Below are 13,329 nucleotides of genomic sequence, written 5' to 3' on the forward strand. Positions count from 1 at the left end.
TCTGTTGAAATCCCTCAGGAGCCCGCTATGCCGATTGCGCAACTGATCAGCCCCGAAGCACTGGATGCCCGCAAGGCGCAGCCGGGGCTGGTGATTCTCGATTGTCGTTTTGCCCTCGAAGACCCGGACTACGGCCAGCGCAGCTATGCCGAAGGGCACATTGCCGGGGCGAGCTTCGCTGATCTTGAGCGTGACCTCAGCGGCACTGTGGTCAAAGGCGTGACCGGGCGTCATCCACTGCCCGAGCCGGCGGCGCTGATCGAGCGTCTGCAAGCCTGGGGCATCAACAATGACAGCGAAGTGGTTCTGTATGACGACGGTCCCGGTGCCTATGCCGCGCGGGCATGGTGGTTGCTGGCGTGGTTGGGCAAGCGCGACGGCGTGTTCATTCTCGATGGCGGGCTCAAGGCCTGGCACGCGGCGGGGTTGCCGCTGAGTCTGGATGCGTCGACGGTTGCGCGTGGCAACTTCAGTGGTCAACCGGACATGAGCTTGCTGATCAGCGCCGAAAAATTGCAAAAGCGTCTTGGCCAGCATGGGTTGACCTTGATCGATGCCCGCGCCTTACCGCGCTTCAAGGGTGAAGTGGAACCGATCGATCCGGTGGCCGGGCACATTCCCGGTGCGCAGTGCGCGGCGTTCACCGATAACCTCGGCAGCGATGGGCGATTCCTGCCGGCGGAGCAACTCAAGCAGCGTTTTGCCGCGAAGCTCGGCGAGCGTTCGCCAGCGGATCTGGTGGCTTATTGCGGTTCTGGCGTGACGGCGTGTCACAACCTGTTCGCGTTGGGTCTGGCTGGATATCCGCTGGGCTCGTTGTATGCCGGGTCGTGGAGTGAGTGGATCAATGAGCCTTCGCGCGGTATCGCCACCGGCGAATAATCAATACCTGTGGGAGCGAGCCTGCTCGCGAAGGCGTCCTGTCAGCCACTATTTCTTGGACTGACACACCGCTTTCGCGAGCAAGCTCGCTCCCACATTGGTTATTCGTTGTCTGAAGGAAATTGTCGGGCACTGCGATACGCGGCTGGCCCGACACCATAAGCCTGCTTGAACTGCCGGCTCAAATGGCTCTGGTCGGCAAACCCCAATTGTGTGGCGACCTCCACGGGCAGGCAGCCATGTTGCAGAAGTGCGCGCGCCTGAGCGATGCGTTGCTGCATCAGCCAAGTGTGCGGCGGCATGCCGGTAGCGCGGCGGAACACCCGGGCGAAATGGAACGGCGATAGATTGACCGCCGCCGCCAGTTCTTCCAGTGATGGTGGCGCCGCCAGTTGCGCGTGCAACAATTCTTTGCCTAACAGCACCGCGCGGTGTTCTTTGCCGGCCCGACCGGGCACCGGCACTGCCGCATGGCGCTGCAACAGCAGCAACATCATTTCGCGCCACACCGTTTGCTGCTGCAGCGCGGTGGCCGGGCTTTCGAGCAGGCGGTGCAACTGCGCAAAGCCGTTGACCAGATCCGGATCCCTATACAGCGTGGCGCCGAACGCCGGCAGGTTGGTGGTGGACAGCTCCAGCTCATCCAGCAGTGAAACGATTTGCGAGGTGTCGGGATAAAACGCCCGGTACAGCCAGCCGTCCTCGGTACCTTTGTGCCCGGTGTGCAGCTCATCGGGATTGATCAGTACCAGCGTGCCGCTGCCGGCCAGATGCTCGGCGCCGCGATAACGGTAGCGCTGGGCACCGGCCATGATCATGCCGATCACGAAGCCGTCGTGCACATGAGGGGCGAAACGCTGCTCGATGTAGCGCGCCGACAACAATTCGACCCCGGCCAGCGGCGCGGTTTGCCAGAATCGGATCGACTCGCCCTGATCGCTCATGTGGGCAGGCTGGCCAGCCATTGCGGGATGCGGCGTTCGAGGTAGTAGCCGGGTTGGCGCACTGAGCCGTCGACGAAACCGACGTGACCGCCGCGTGGCTGCAACTCAAATGCGGTTGAGGCCGACAGTTCACTGGCCTGGGGCAAGCTGTGCGGGAATACGAATGGATCGTCCGCCGCCTGAATGATCAGCGTCGGGGTGCGGATCTCTCCGAGGAAATAGCGGCTCGATGCGCGCCGGTAGTAATCCTCGGCATCGTTGAAACCATGTAGCGGCGCGGTCACCCGGCCATCGAAATCCCAGAACGTACGCATGTTTTCCAGCGAGCCAAGCGCTGCCAGTGCCGCAAGGCCGTCCTCGCGACCGTCATGCTGGAACTGCCGTTGCTTGTTCTTGATGTAGGCGACCATCTCGCGCATGAAGTGCGCCTGATAGACCTTGGAAAAGCCCTGGCCGATCCGGTCGGCGCATTGATCGAGCCGAAACGGCACCGACACCGCCACAGCGCCGAGCACACCACTGGCGCTGCCGGTTTCGCCCAAATGCTTGAGCAACACGTTGCCGCCGAGGGAATAACCGACGGCATACAACGGCGCCAACGGACGTTTGGCGCGCAGGTGCCTGATGGTTTCAGCGAGGTCTTCGCTGGCACCGGAGTGGTAGCTGCGCGGCAGCAGATTCGGTTCGCCCGAGCAGCCGCGCCAGTTCAGCGCGACACTGGCCCAGCCTTGATCGGCCAAGGTTTTTTGGATACCCGCTACATAAGGCGAATTGGACGAGCCGGTCAGCCCATGCAGCACCAGCACCAGTGGCGCATCGGCGGTGTGCGGGCCGTGCCAGTCGAGGTCGAGAAAGTCGCCATCCTCAAGCCACAGGCGTTCGCGTTCACGTTCGATATGCACGGTTTTGCGCCACAGCGGCCCCCACAAGGTTTGCAGGTGCGGATTGCCGAGGCCGAGGGCGGGGGTGAAGCGTTCTGAAGAGGCGGACACGATGGTTCTCGATGCAGAGCGGCGACCCCATTGGAAGGGACGCCGCTGATTCAGACCGGTCGGTTAACCGGCGATCTCTGCCGTACGTTGCCACAGCGCGTAGTAAACCCGGCCGGATTTCTGTTCGCGGTGCAGGCGCCAGTTGCCCGGCAGGCCCAGCGTCGATGGCGCCGTTTCGCTTTCAGTGTAGATCCACGAGTCGGGGGCCAGCCACTGACGCTCTTCGAGCAAGGTGCAAACGGCCGGCAGCAGGTTCTGATTGAACGGCGGGTCGAGGAATACCAGGTCGAACGGGCTGGCGGTCTGGGTTTCCAGATAACGCAGGGCATCAGCCGTTTGTACCTGACCGTTGGTGCAGCGCAGGGTGCCGAGGTGTTCTTTCAGGCTGGACACCGCAATGTTGCTGGCATCCAGCGCCTGACCCATGGCCGCGCCACGGGACAATGCTTCGAGAAACAGCGCGCCGCTGCCGGCGAACGGATCAAGCACCTTAGCCCCTTCAACGTACGGTGCGAGCCAGTTGAACAAGGTTTCACGCACGCGATCCGGCGTCGGGCGCAGGCCCGGCGCGTCGGGGAAGCTCAGCTTGCGGCTGCGCCATTGGCCGCCAATGATGCGCAACTGGTTCACACCGTTGTGAACGTTGTGCGCAGGTTTCTTAGGGGAACGAGTCGCCATTAATGCTCCGGAACCCCGAGCGGTTGCTCGGCAGGTTTATCAGATGGGGCCGGTAACGGCTTTTGCGGCACGGTTGGACCCGCGGTGACGATGACCATTTTGTCCGTGCTCAGGTGTTTGTTCAGGGCGTCGCGGACTTGTTCCACGGTCAGGCTTTGCGACTGACGCATGAAATCATCCAGGTAGCTCAGCGGCAGATTATAGAAGCCCATCGCGCCGAGTTGGCCGACGATATCGGCATTGCTCGCAGTGGACAGCGGGAAGCTGCCGGCGAGTTCGCGTTTGGCGTCGTCGAGTTCTTTCTGCGTCGGCCCGGTTTTCAGATAGTCGGCGAGTACGTCCTGCACCAGTTTCAGGGTGCCTTCGCTCATTTCCGCGCGGGTCTGCAGGTTGATCATGAACGGGCCACGCGCCTGCATCGGGCTGAAAGCCGAGTACACGCCGTAGGTCAGGCCGCGTTTCTCGCGCACTTCGCTCATCAGGCGTGTGCCGAAACCACCGCCACCGAGTATCTGGTTGCCCATCGACAGCGCCGCGTAATCCGGGTCGTCACGGTCGATGCCCAGTTGCGCGAGCATCAGGTTGGTCTGCTTCGACGGGAATTCGATATGGCCAGTGCTGGCCTTCGGTTCCTGCGGCTGCGCGATCTTCGCCAGCGCCGGGCCTTTCGGCAGGGCAGAAGAGACCTGATTGGCAATCGCCTCGGCTTCTGCGCGAGACAAGTCACCGACCAGCGCGATCACCACGTTGCCAGCGGCGTAGGCCTTGGCGTGGAACTCGCGCAGTTGCGTGAGGGTAATCTTCGGCACGCTTTGCGGGTTGCCGTCGCTCGAATGCGCGTACGGATGATCGCCATACAGACGCTTCATCAGCTCGAGGCTGGCGAGTTTGCCGGGGTTCTGTTTCTGGTATTCGAAACCGGCGAGCAGCTGGTTCTTGATGCGCGCGAACGAGTCGGCCGGGAACGTCGGTTTGCCGACCACTTCCGCGAACAGCTTCAGTGCCGGTTCACGCTTGTCGGCAGCACTCAGGCTGCGCAGCGAGGCCAGCGCCATGTCCTTGAAAGCGCCGTTGCCGAAATCCGCACCGAGGCCTTCGAAGCCTTGCGCGATAGCGCCGACGTCTTTACCGGCGACACCTTCGTTGAGCATTGCGTTGGTCAGCACCGCCAGACCCGATGCGCTGCCGTCCTGGCTGCTGCCGGCGGCGAAGATCAGGCGCATGTCGAACATCGGCAGCTCATGGGCTTCGACGAACAATACTTTGGCGCCTTCGGCGGTGTTCCAGGTTTGCACGTCGAGTTTGCGGCTGGCCGGGGCCTTGCCGTCGAGTTCGGTCAGTGATTGCAGCTTCTGGCTGGTCTTGGCGTTGTCGAGGGCTTCGCTGGCATTGCTGTCAGCGCCCGGCGACAGGTACAGCGCGGCAGAGCCGATCACCGCCACGGCAATCAGGCCGAGTAGCAGGCGTGGGGATTTGCGCTTACTCATGAGTCGTCTCCAGTGGCAGGACGTGGGCGACGCTGAGACGTTCGCGGGTGAAATACAGCTTGGCGGCGTTCTGGATGTCTTGCGGGGTCACGCTTTCCAGATCGGCGAGTTCGGTGTCCATCAGTTGCCACGACAGGCCGACGGTTTCCAGTTGGCCGATCGCGGTGGCCTGGCTGGTGATCGAATCACGTTCGAAGACCAGACCGGCGATCACTTGCGCGCGCACGCGTTCCAGCTCTTCGGCGGAAGGTGCGGTGGTTTTCAGCTGTTCCAGCAGTTTCCACAGACCGGCCTCGGCCTGCGCCATGGTCTTTTTCTTCTGCGTGTTCGGGGTTGCCGACAAGGTGAACAGGCTGTCGCCACGGGTGTAGGCGTCGTAGCTCGACGAACCGCCAGAGACCAGCTCTTCGCCGCGCTCCAGTTGCGTCGGAATGCGCCCGCTGTAACCACCGTCAAGCAGCGCCGAGATCAGACGCAGAGCGTTGACCGAGCGCTTGTCTTCAGCGGTGGCGATGCTCGGCACGTTGAAACCAAGCATCAGGCTCGGCAACTGCGTCTGCACGTGCAGGGTGATCTGGCGTTCGCCGGGTTCGGCCAGTTCCAGTGGTTTTTTCGCCGGTGGCACGTCGCGCTTGGCGATCGGGCCGAAATAGCGCTGGGCGAGGGTTTTCACTTCGTCCGGAGTAACGTCACCGACTACGACCAGCGTGGCGTTGTTCGGCACGTACCAGGATTGGTACCAGTGGCGCAGCTCTTCGACTTTCATGCGGTCGAGGTCGGCCATCCAGCCGATGGTCGGCGTGTGATAGCCGCTGGCCGGGTAGGCCATGGCTTTATAGCGTTCGTAGGCCTTGGACATCGGCTTGTCATCGGTGCGCAAGCGGCGCTCTTCCTTGATAACTTCGATTTCCTTGGCGAACTCGTCGGCCGGCAGGCGCAGATTGGCCATGCGGTCGGCTTCCAGTTCGAAGGCTACGCCCAGACGGTCGCGAGCCAGCACCTGGTAATAAGCGGTGAAGTCGTCGCTGGTGAAGGCGTTCTCTTCGGCGCCCAAGTCGCGAAGGATCAGCGACGCTTCGCCGGGACCGACTTTCTCGCTGCCCTTGAACATCATGTGCTCGAGCGCGTGGGACAGACCGGTCTGGCCCGGGGTTTCGTAGCTGGAGCCGACCTTGTACCAGACCTGCGAGACCACCACTGGCGCGCGATGGTCTTCGCGCACGACGACCTTGAGGCCGTTGTCGAGGGTGAATTCGTGAGTCGGTTGCGGGTCGGCCGCCAGGGCCGAAAGGGGCAGGCAGACTGTGCTGAGCAGCAGGCCTGCGGCGCGGCGGGCTAGAGCATTCATTCGTTTTTTAACCTGTTGGGCTGCCCGCTTGGTCTTAGCCTAGGCGGGCGAGGAGGTGCTAGGATACTGATCCGTTTTACTGGCGGCCACGCCTATCAAGCCACTGATCGGTCGATAGGTTGTATGGGTTCCCGGCAGAAGCTTTGAGTTTGTCAGCTAAACTCTGCGTTTTCGCCGACGATGCCGTTCCAGTCCTTCGTATTAATCGACCTTTGAGGTGCCTGTGGCGCCTCGACAAAATGTTGCGCGTGAACAAGCTGGATGAAACACAGTCTGTTCTGCATCGAATATTTATTTGCCGGGGCGCCCTTATGGCGCGTCGCTACCGTGAGATAGCCGTCCTCCATGTTTGGTTCCAACGACGACAAGAAGACCCCAGCTGCGGCTGGCGAGAAGAAAAGCCTGTTCGGATGGCTGCGTAAGAAACCGCAGGAACCCGTCGTCGAACAGCCGCCCGCGATTCCTGAGCCTGCGCCGCAACCTGCTCCGGTTATAGAAGAAGAGCCGGCACCGATTGTGCTGCCGATTGCCGAGCCGGTGTTGCAACCGGTCGAGCCTGAGCCTGAGCCTGAGCCAGAAGTGCCAGTGGCGGCTGAACTGCCGCTGACTCCGGCGCCTGAGCCGTGGCTGAGCTTGCCGGTGGCGGAAGAGCCGGTGGCGTTGGTTGAAGAAACCGCGCCGCACATCACCCCAGAGATTCCTGCGCCTGCTGCGTTCGTTCCAGAGGTTGCTCCGGCGCCCGTGGTTGAGCCGGTTGTCGAAGCTGCGCCGGTGGTCGTTGAGCCTGTTGCGCCGGTGTTTGTTGCACCAGTTGTTCAACAACCCGAGCCTGCACCTGCACCTGCACCTGCACCTGCACCTGCACCTGCACCTGCACCTGCACCTGCACCTGCACCTGCACCTGCACCGGTTGTCGCTGCGCCAGTTGTGCCGGTTGAAGTGGTTGCCGAAACGCCCATCGAAGCCCCGCGTACCGAAGAAACCAAAGCCGGCTTCTTCGCTCGCCTCAAGCAAGGCCTGTCGAAAACCAGCGCCAGCATCGGCGAGGGCATGGCCAGCCTGTTCCTTGGCCGCAAAACCATCGACGACGATCTGCTTGATGACCTCGAAACCCGTCTGCTCACCGCCGACGTCGGTGTCGAAGCCACCACGCAGATCATCCAGCGCCTGACCCAGAAGGTTGCCCGCAAAGAGCTGGCCGACGCCGACGCGCTGTACAAATCCCTGCAGGCCGAGCTGGCCGCGATGCTCAAACCGGTCGAACAACCGCTGAAAATCGTCTCGCAGAACAAGCCTTTCGTGATTCTGGTGGTGGGCGTCAACGGCGCCGGCAAGACCACCACCATCGGCAAACTGGCGAAGAAGCTGCAACTGGAAGGCAAGAAAGTCATGCTCGCCGCCGGTGACACCTTCCGCGCCGCCGCTGTGGAGCAATTGCAGGTCTGGGGCGAGCGCAACAAGATCCCAGTGATCGCCCAGCACACCGGCGCCGACTCGGCTTCGGTGATCTTCGACGCCGTGCAGGCCGCCAAGGCACGTGGCATCGACGTGCTGATCGCCGACACCGCCGGTCGTCTGCACACCAAAGACAACCTGATGGAAGAACTGAAAAAGGTTCGCCGGGTCATCGGCAAGCTCGACGCCGACGCGCCGCACGAAGTGTTGCTGGTGCTCGACGCCGGTACTGGCCAGAACGCCATCAACCAGGCCAAGCAATTCAACCAGACCGTCGAACTGACCGGGCTGGCGCTGACCAAACTCGACGGCACCGCCAAGGGCGGGGTGATTTTCGCCCTGGCCAAGCAGTTCGGTCTGCCGATCCGCTACATCGGTGTCGGTGAAGGCATCGACGATTTGCGTACCTTTGAAGCCGAACCCTTTGTCCAGGCACTGTTTGCCGAGCGGGAGCGTTCATGATTCGTTTCGAACAGGTCGGTAAACGCTACCCGAACGGTCACGTCGGCTTGCATGAGCTGAGCTTTCGAGTCCGTCGTGGCGAGTTCTTGTTTGTCACCGGCCACTCCGGTGCCGGTAAATCCACGCTGTTGCGCCTGTTGCTGGCGATGGAACGTCCGACCAGCGGCAAACTGCTGTTGGCCGGGCAAGACCTGAGCACCATCAGCAACGCGCAGATTCCGTTCCTGCGCCGGCAGATCGGCGTGGTGTTCCAGAATCACCAGTTGCTGTTCGATCGCACGGTGTTCAACAACGTCGCGTTGCCGCTGCAGATTCTCGGGCTGTCCAAAGCCGAAATCGCCAAGCGTGTCGATTCGGCGCTGGAGCGCGTGGCACTTTCGGATAAAACCGATCTGTATCCGGGCGACCTGTCCACCGGTCAGCAGCAGCGTGTCGGTATTGCTCGCGCCATCGTTCACCGTCCGGCCTTGCTGCTGGCGGACGAACCGACCGGTAACCTCGATCCGCGTCTGGCGGCGGAAATCATGGGCGTGTTCGAAGACATCAACCGTCTGGGCACCAGCGTGCTGATCGCCAGTCACGACCTGGCACTGATCGCGCGCATGCGTCACCGCATGCTGACCCTGCAACGCGGCCGATTGATTGGCGACGGGGAGGCCGGAGAATGAGTGCGACACGCAGTCCGAAGGTTTCCGAACGCGTGGCCCCGAAAGCCGCCGATCCGCAACCACCGAAGAAGAAAAAACACGACGAAGACGATGGCCCGGACTTCGCCACGCTGTTCCGCGCCTGGATCGAAAGCCATCGCGCCAGCCTGCTCGACAGCCTGCGTCGCCTTGGCAAACAGCCAATCGGCAGTTTCTTCACCTGCATGGTGATGGCTGTGGCGCTGAGCCTGCCGATGGGCTTGTCGCTGCTGCTCAACAACGTCGAGCGTCTGGGCGGCTCGTGGCAGCGAGCGGCGCAGATCTCGCTGTACCTGCAACTCGACGCCAGCCCGGAACAGGGCGAGTCTTTGCGTGAACAGATCAAAGGCATGCCCGGCGTAGCTGATGCTGAATATGTCGGCCGTGATCAGGCGCTGGAAGAGTTCCAGCAGCAGTCCGGGCTGGGTGAAGCCCTGCGCGAGCTGCCGGAGAACCCGCTGCCGGGCGTTGTGCTGGTGACGCCGAACGAAGTCGACAAGCCGACGCTGGAAGCATTAAGACAAAAACTTTCCGAGCTGCCCAAGGTACAACAGGCGCAACTTGATCTAGTCTGGGTCGAGCGTCTGGCTGCCATCCTCAAGCTTGGCGACCGTTTTGTTTTCGGTCTGACGGTGCTTTTGGTTTCTGCATTACTTTTGGTGATAGGCAATACCATTCGTCTTCATATTGAAAACCGCCGCACCGAGATAGAAGTGATTAAACTCGTCGGCGGCACTGACAGCTATGTGCGACGTCCCTTCCTTTATATGGGTGCGTTGTATGGCTTCGGTGCGGGACTGTTGTCCTGGGGTGTATTGGCGTTCGGCCTGAACTGGCTGAACGACGCGGTGGTTGGGCTGGCCGGCTTGTACGGCAGTGATTTCGCGCTGGCCGGAGTGCCAGTTGCCGATGGTCTGTCGCTCTTGCTTGGCGCGGTGCTGTTGGGTTATATCGGTGCATGGATTGCAGTCGCACGTCATCTCAGGGAGCTGGCGCCGAAGTAGAATCTTTTTTGCGCGTGATTGACCTTGCGGTTTTTTTGGGAACTTGCACTTGAATTCCCGGTCAATTTTTCGCAGTGCCGAGAGGCACGAGTATGTAAGTGGGAGGTTTTTTCGTATGACCAATTCTTTGCAACCTGCGTATGCGTTGGTTCCGGGTGCGAACCTGGAAGCTTACGTGCACACCGTCAACAGCATTCCATTGCTGACGCCGGAGCAGGAGCGTGAACTGGCCGAGAGTCTCTACTATGAGCAGGATTTGGGGGCGGCTCGGCAGATGGTGCTCGCCCACCTGCGTTTTGTCGTACATATCGCCCGTAGCTATTCCGGCTACGGTCTGGCTCAGGCTGACCTGATCCAGGAAGGTAACGTCGGCCTGATGAAGGCCGTGAAGCGCTTCAACCCGGAAATGGGTGTGCGTCTGGTGTCGTTCGCCGTGCACTGGATCAAGGCGGAAATTCACGAATTCATCCTGCGCAACTGGCGCATTGTGAAAGTCGCGACCACCAAGGCCCAGCGCAAGCTGTTCTTCAACCTGCGCAGCCAGAAGAAACGTCTGGCGTGGCTGAACAACGAGGAAGTCCACCGTGTGGCGGAAAGCCTCGGCGTTGAACCGCGTGAAGTGCGCGAGATGGAAAGTCGCCTGACCGGCCATGACATGGCCTTCGACCCGGCTGCTGAAGCCGACGACGACAGCGCTTTCCAGTCGCCGGCCAACTACCTGGAAGACCACCGGTACGACCCGGCGCGTCAACTGGAAGATGCCGACTGGAGCGACAACTCCAACAGCAACCTGCACGAAGCGCTGGAAGTGCTGGACGAACGTAGCCGCGACATCCTCTACCAGCGCTGGCTGGCAGAAGAGAAAGCCACGCTGCACGACCTGGCGCAGAAGTACAACGTGTCGGCTGAGCGGATCCGTCAGCTCGAGAAGAGCGCGATGAACAAGCTCAAATTGTCGATCGCCGCATAACCGGCGCCTCGGCAATAAAAAACGCCCCGATCAGCGATGATCGGGGCGTTTTCATTTGTGCGGACGTACTGGCCCCCACATGGGATCTTCAGGGTTTGGAAGATTCGTGACTGGTTAGCGAGACCACGGCGCCCGCCGCGAATCATTGAGCCCCAGCAAATAGCTATCCCCACCCAACTGACTCATCTGCTGCCGAATCCACCCGGCCCGACGCGACACATAAGCGGTCGGATGGCTCGCACTCCATACGCGCGGATTGGGCAAAACGGCAGCCAGATAACTCGCCTGCTGCCGTGACAGCGATTTCGCGCTCACGCCAAAGTGATGGCGGGCCGCAGCCTCTGCACCAAATACCCCGTCATCCCACTCGACGCTGTTCAGGTACACCTCAAGAATCCGCTGCTTGGGCCAGAAAATCTCGATCAACGCGGTAAACCACGCTTCCAGGCCTTTACGCAGATAGCTGCGCCCGGCCCACAGAAACAGGTTTTTCGAAACCTGCTGACTCAAGGTGCTGGCGCCGCGAATCGATCCACCGAGCTCGTTGTGCGCCAACGCGGCCTGAATCGCACTGAAGTCAAAGCCCCAATGCTCGGGAAATTTCTGATCCTCACCGGCCATGACCGCGACTTTGAGGTCGTCGGAGATCTCGTCCCATGGCTTCCAGGTACGTTGCAGGTCAATCGGCTCGCCATCGATCCAGGATTCGACTTTGCGCTCGACCATCAACGCCGTGCCCGGCGGCGGCACGAAGCGGAACACCAGCACCAGCAAGATGCTGCCACCCGCGAACCAGAGCAGGGCCTTCGTGAGACGACGGAAAATAGTACGCAGCATAGAGATGGCTTGGCCGAACCGGTGGAGCGGGCCATTATACAGACCCTGCCGATTGCGTCTGACTGGAGTTCCCAATGCTGCGTAGCTTTTTGATGCTGGCCGCTTTTTTTGGTTTTACCGGGGTCGCTTTGGGCGCATTCGCAGCCCACGGCCTGAAAAACCGCCTGACACCCGAGTATCTGGCAATTTTCCACACCGGCGTCACCTATCAATTGGTGCACACCCTGGCGCTGTTCGGTGTGGCGCTGTTGGCCACGCAGATTCAGGGCAGACTGGTCGCTTGGGCTGGCGTGTCGTTCGCCGTCGGCATCCTGCTGTTCTCCGGCAGCCTGTACGTGCTGACCATGACCGGTATCAGCAAGCTCGGCATCATCACCCCGTTCGGTGGCCTGGCATTTCTGGTCGGCTGGCTGTGCCTGGGGCTCGCCGCCTGGCGCCTGCAACCAACCGCTTGACGCTTGGTGCTGACCTTTAGGTCATGATCGGGCTAGAATGCCAGCCCCTAAAAATGATGGCGGCGTTGTGCATGCGCATTCAATTGAACGGCGAATCCCTTGAACTGCCCGACGGCGAGACCGTTGCGGCCCTGATCACCCGTCTGGAACTGACCGGACGCCGGGTGGCAGTCGAACTCAATCTGGATATCGTTCCGCGCAGCCAGCATGCCGACACCACGCTCAATGACGGTGACAACGTCGAAGTCGTGCACGCCATCGGCGGCGGCTGATCGGGCGGCCCGCAAGGGCACAGAATTCTGCAAGACCCTCACTCCTAAAGAGGATTCCCCATGAGCATCGTTCGTAGCGACAAGCCTTTTGTGCTGGCCGGTCGTACTTACCAGTCGCGTTTGCTGGTCGGTACCGGCAAGTACCGTGACATGGAAGAAACCCGTCAGGCCATCGAAGCCTCGGGTGCCGAGATCGTCACCTTCGCCGTGCGCCGCACCAACCTGGGCCAGATCGAAGGCGAGCCGAACCTGCTCGACGTGCTCTCGCCCCAGCGCTACACCTTCCTGCCGAACACCGCCGGTTGCTACGACGCCATCGAAGCCGTGCGCACCTGCCGCCTGGCCCGTGAGCTGCTCGACGGTCACAACCTGGTCAAGCTGGAAGTGCTGGCTGACCAAAAGACTCTGTTCCCTAACGTCATCGAAACCCTCAAAGCCGCCGAAACGCTGGTCAAGGAAGGTTTCGACGTGATGGTTTACACCAGCGATGACCCGATCATCGCCCGCCAGCTGGCGGAAATCGGCTGCATCGCGGTGATGCCGCTGGCCGGTCTGATCGGTTCCGGTCTGGGGATCTGCAACCCGTACAACCTGCAGATCATCCTCGAAGAAGCCAAGATCCCTGTGTTGGTCGATGCCGGTGTCGGCACTGCGTCCGACGCGACCATCGCCATGGAACTGGGTTGCGATGCGGTGCTGATGAACTCGGCCATCGCCCACGCCCAGCAGCCGGTGATGATGGCTGAAGCCATGAAACACGCCATCGTTGCAGGCCGTCTGGCCTACCTCGCTGGCCGTATGCCGAAAAAACTCTATGCCAGCGCCTCCTCGCCGCTGGATGGTCTGATCAAGTAAGA

At 61.3% G+C, this 13,329-nt stretch carries 15 protein-coding genes; 8 read left to right on the top strand and 7 right to left on the bottom strand.

Going from position 1 to position 13,329, the window contains the following annotated elements; translation table 11 throughout:
- The first annotated feature begins 27 nt into the window (after window positions 1-27).
- Window positions 28-882 (top strand): sulfurtransferase, encoded by an 855-nt coding sequence (locus L8H52_RS15795; protein WP_242207776.1) that lies wholly within the window; start codon window positions 28-30, stop codon window positions 880-882.
- A 101-nt stretch (window positions 883-983) separates the two neighbouring features.
- On the opposite strand, the gene L8H52_RS15800 is transcribed toward L8H52_RS15795, so the two are convergent.
- From L8H52_RS15800 to L8H52_RS15825, 6 genes are all read right to left on the bottom strand, one after another.
- Window positions 984-1,826 carry an AraC family transcriptional regulator gene (locus L8H52_RS15800; RefSeq protein WP_242207815.1) on the bottom strand — a complete coding sequence of 281 codons (843 nt, stop codon included), beginning with the start codon at window positions 1,824-1,826 and terminating at the stop codon, window positions 984-986.
- Window positions 1,823-2,818, bottom strand: a complete 996-nt coding sequence (locus L8H52_RS15805) for a hydrolase (protein ID WP_242207777.1) — start codon at window positions 2,816-2,818, stop codon at window positions 1,823-1,825. The genes L8H52_RS15800 and L8H52_RS15805 overlap by 4 nt, the downstream gene beginning before the upstream one ends.
- Before the next feature lie 63 nt (window positions 2,819-2,881).
- Entirely contained in the window at window positions 2,882-3,496 is a 615-nt protein-coding gene (gene rsmD, locus L8H52_RS15810; RefSeq protein ID WP_242207778.1) for a 16S rRNA (guanine(966)-N(2))-methyltransferase RsmD, read from the bottom strand.
- The gene (locus tag L8H52_RS15815) at window positions 3,496-4,983 is read right to left on the bottom strand and encodes a pitrilysin family protein (protein WP_242207779.1); all 1,488 of its coding nucleotides are present in this window, start codon (window positions 4,981-4,983) and stop codon (window positions 3,496-3,498) included. Before L8H52_RS15815 ends, rsmD begins: the two co-directional genes overlap by 1 nt.
- On the bottom strand, window positions 4,976-6,331 hold the full coding sequence (locus tag L8H52_RS15820) for a pitrilysin family protein (RefSeq protein ID WP_242207780.1): 1,356 nt from the start codon (window positions 6,329-6,331) through the stop codon (window positions 4,976-4,978). Before L8H52_RS15820 ends, L8H52_RS15815 begins: the two co-directional genes overlap by 8 nt.
- Window positions 6,332-6,483: 152 nt before the next feature.
- On the bottom strand, window positions 6,484-6,678 hold the full coding sequence (locus L8H52_RS15825; RefSeq protein ID WP_025112092.1) for a hypothetical protein: 195 nt from the start codon (window positions 6,676-6,678) through the stop codon (window positions 6,484-6,486).
- Here L8H52_RS15825 and ftsY point away from each other — a divergent pair.
- From ftsY to rpoH, 4 genes are all read left to right on the top strand, one after another.
- Complete coding sequence (ftsY, locus tag L8H52_RS15830) at window positions 6,677-8,248, top strand: signal recognition particle-docking protein FtsY (protein ID WP_242207781.1); 1,572 nt, start codon at window positions 6,677-6,679, stop codon at window positions 8,246-8,248. The two genes, L8H52_RS15825 and ftsY, sit on opposite strands and share 2 nt — an antisense overlap.
- A complete protein-coding gene (gene ftsE / locus L8H52_RS15835) occupies window positions 8,245-8,916 on the top strand; it encodes a cell division ATP-binding protein FtsE (protein WP_008065082.1) in 672 nt (223 codons plus the stop codon). The genes ftsY and ftsE overlap by 4 nt, the downstream gene beginning before the upstream one ends.
- Complete coding sequence (gene ftsX / locus L8H52_RS15840; protein WP_099757424.1) at window positions 8,913-9,938, top strand: permease-like cell division protein FtsX; 1,026 nt, start codon at window positions 8,913-8,915, stop codon at window positions 9,936-9,938. The genes ftsE and ftsX overlap by 4 nt, the downstream gene beginning before the upstream one ends.
- A 115-nt stretch (window positions 9,939-10,053) precedes the next feature.
- Window positions 10,054-10,908 (top strand): RNA polymerase sigma factor RpoH, encoded by an 855-nt coding sequence (gene rpoH, locus L8H52_RS15845; RefSeq protein WP_007913617.1) that lies wholly within the window; start codon window positions 10,054-10,056, stop codon window positions 10,906-10,908.
- A gap of 114 nt (window positions 10,909-11,022) precedes the next feature.
- Here the strand turns inward: rpoH and mtgA are convergent, their stop codons facing one another.
- Window positions 11,023-11,745, bottom strand: coding sequence for a monofunctional biosynthetic peptidoglycan transglycosylase (mtgA, locus tag L8H52_RS15850; protein ID WP_242207782.1), 723 nt, complete (start codon window positions 11,743-11,745; stop codon window positions 11,023-11,025).
- Between the two features lie 74 nt (window positions 11,746-11,819).
- Here mtgA and L8H52_RS15855 point away from each other — a divergent pair, with 74 nt between their 5' ends.
- The 3 genes from L8H52_RS15855 (at window position 11,820) to L8H52_RS15865 (ending at window position 13,327) form a co-directional block, all read left to right on the top strand.
- Complete coding sequence (locus L8H52_RS15855; RefSeq protein WP_242207783.1) at window positions 11,820-12,200, top strand: DUF423 domain-containing protein; 381 nt, start codon at window positions 11,820-11,822, stop codon at window positions 12,198-12,200.
- A gap of 71 nt (window positions 12,201-12,271) precedes the next feature.
- Window positions 12,272-12,472, top strand: a complete 201-nt coding sequence (gene thiS, locus L8H52_RS15860; protein ID WP_122604433.1) for a sulfur carrier protein ThiS — start codon at window positions 12,272-12,274, stop codon at window positions 12,470-12,472.
- A 60-nt stretch (window positions 12,473-12,532) separates the two neighbouring features.
- Window positions 12,533-13,327, top strand: a complete 795-nt coding sequence (locus L8H52_RS15865) for a thiazole synthase (RefSeq protein ID WP_016983239.1) — start codon at window positions 12,533-12,535, stop codon at window positions 13,325-13,327.
- Window positions 13,328-13,329: the final 2 nt, after the last annotated feature.

The organism is Pseudomonas sp. CROZ-RG-20F-R04-15, from assembly GCF_022662375.1.
In the GTDB taxonomy this organism is placed as follows: Bacteria; Pseudomonadota; Gammaproteobacteria; order Pseudomonadales; family Pseudomonadaceae; genus Aquipseudomonas.

What these genes read in the sequence shown, in the direction of transcription:
- L8H52_RS15825 (WP_025112092.1), bottom strand. Translation starts at nt 6,678, where the DNA reads ATGGAGGACGGCTATCTCACGGTAGCGACGCGCCATAAGGGCGCCCCG.
- rpoH (WP_007913617.1), top strand. Translation starts at nt 10,054, where the DNA reads ATGACCAATTCTTTGCAACCTGCGTATGCGTTGGTTCCGGGTGCGAAC.
- L8H52_RS15855 (WP_242207783.1), top strand. Translation starts at nt 11,820, where the DNA reads ATGCTGCGTAGCTTTTTGATGCTGGCCGCTTTTTTTGGTTTTACCGGG.
- L8H52_RS15795 (WP_242207776.1), top strand. Translation starts at nt 28, where the DNA reads ATGCCGATTGCGCAACTGATCAGCCCCGAAGCACTGGATGCCCGCAAG.
- L8H52_RS15800 (WP_242207815.1), bottom strand. Translation starts at nt 1,826, where the DNA reads ATGAGCGATCAGGGCGAGTCGATCCGATTCTGGCAAACCGCGCCGCTG.
- L8H52_RS15865 (WP_016983239.1), top strand. Translation starts at nt 12,533, where the DNA reads ATGAGCATCGTTCGTAGCGACAAGCCTTTTGTGCTGGCCGGTCGTACT.
- ftsE (WP_008065082.1), top strand. Translation starts at nt 8,245, where the DNA reads ATGATTCGTTTCGAACAGGTCGGTAAACGCTACCCGAACGGTCACGTC.
- rsmD (WP_242207778.1), bottom strand. Translation starts at nt 3,496, where the DNA reads ATGGCGACTCGTTCCCCTAAGAAACCTGCGCACAACGTTCACAACGGT.
- L8H52_RS15815 (WP_242207779.1), bottom strand. Translation starts at nt 4,983, where the DNA reads ATGAGTAAGCGCAAATCCCCACGCCTGCTACTCGGCCTGATTGCCGTG.
- ftsY (WP_242207781.1), top strand. Translation starts at nt 6,677, where the DNA reads ATGTTTGGTTCCAACGACGACAAGAAGACCCCAGCTGCGGCTGGCGAG.
- mtgA (WP_242207782.1), bottom strand. Translation starts at nt 11,745, where the DNA reads ATGCTGCGTACTATTTTCCGTCGTCTCACGAAGGCCCTGCTCTGGTTC.
- ftsX (WP_099757424.1), top strand. Translation starts at nt 8,913, where the DNA reads ATGAGTGCGACACGCAGTCCGAAGGTTTCCGAACGCGTGGCCCCGAAA.
- L8H52_RS15820 (WP_242207780.1), bottom strand. Translation starts at nt 6,331, where the DNA reads ATGAATGCTCTAGCCCGCCGCGCCGCAGGCCTGCTGCTCAGCACAGTC.
- thiS (WP_122604433.1), top strand. Translation starts at nt 12,272, where the DNA reads ATGCGCATTCAATTGAACGGCGAATCCCTTGAACTGCCCGACGGCGAG.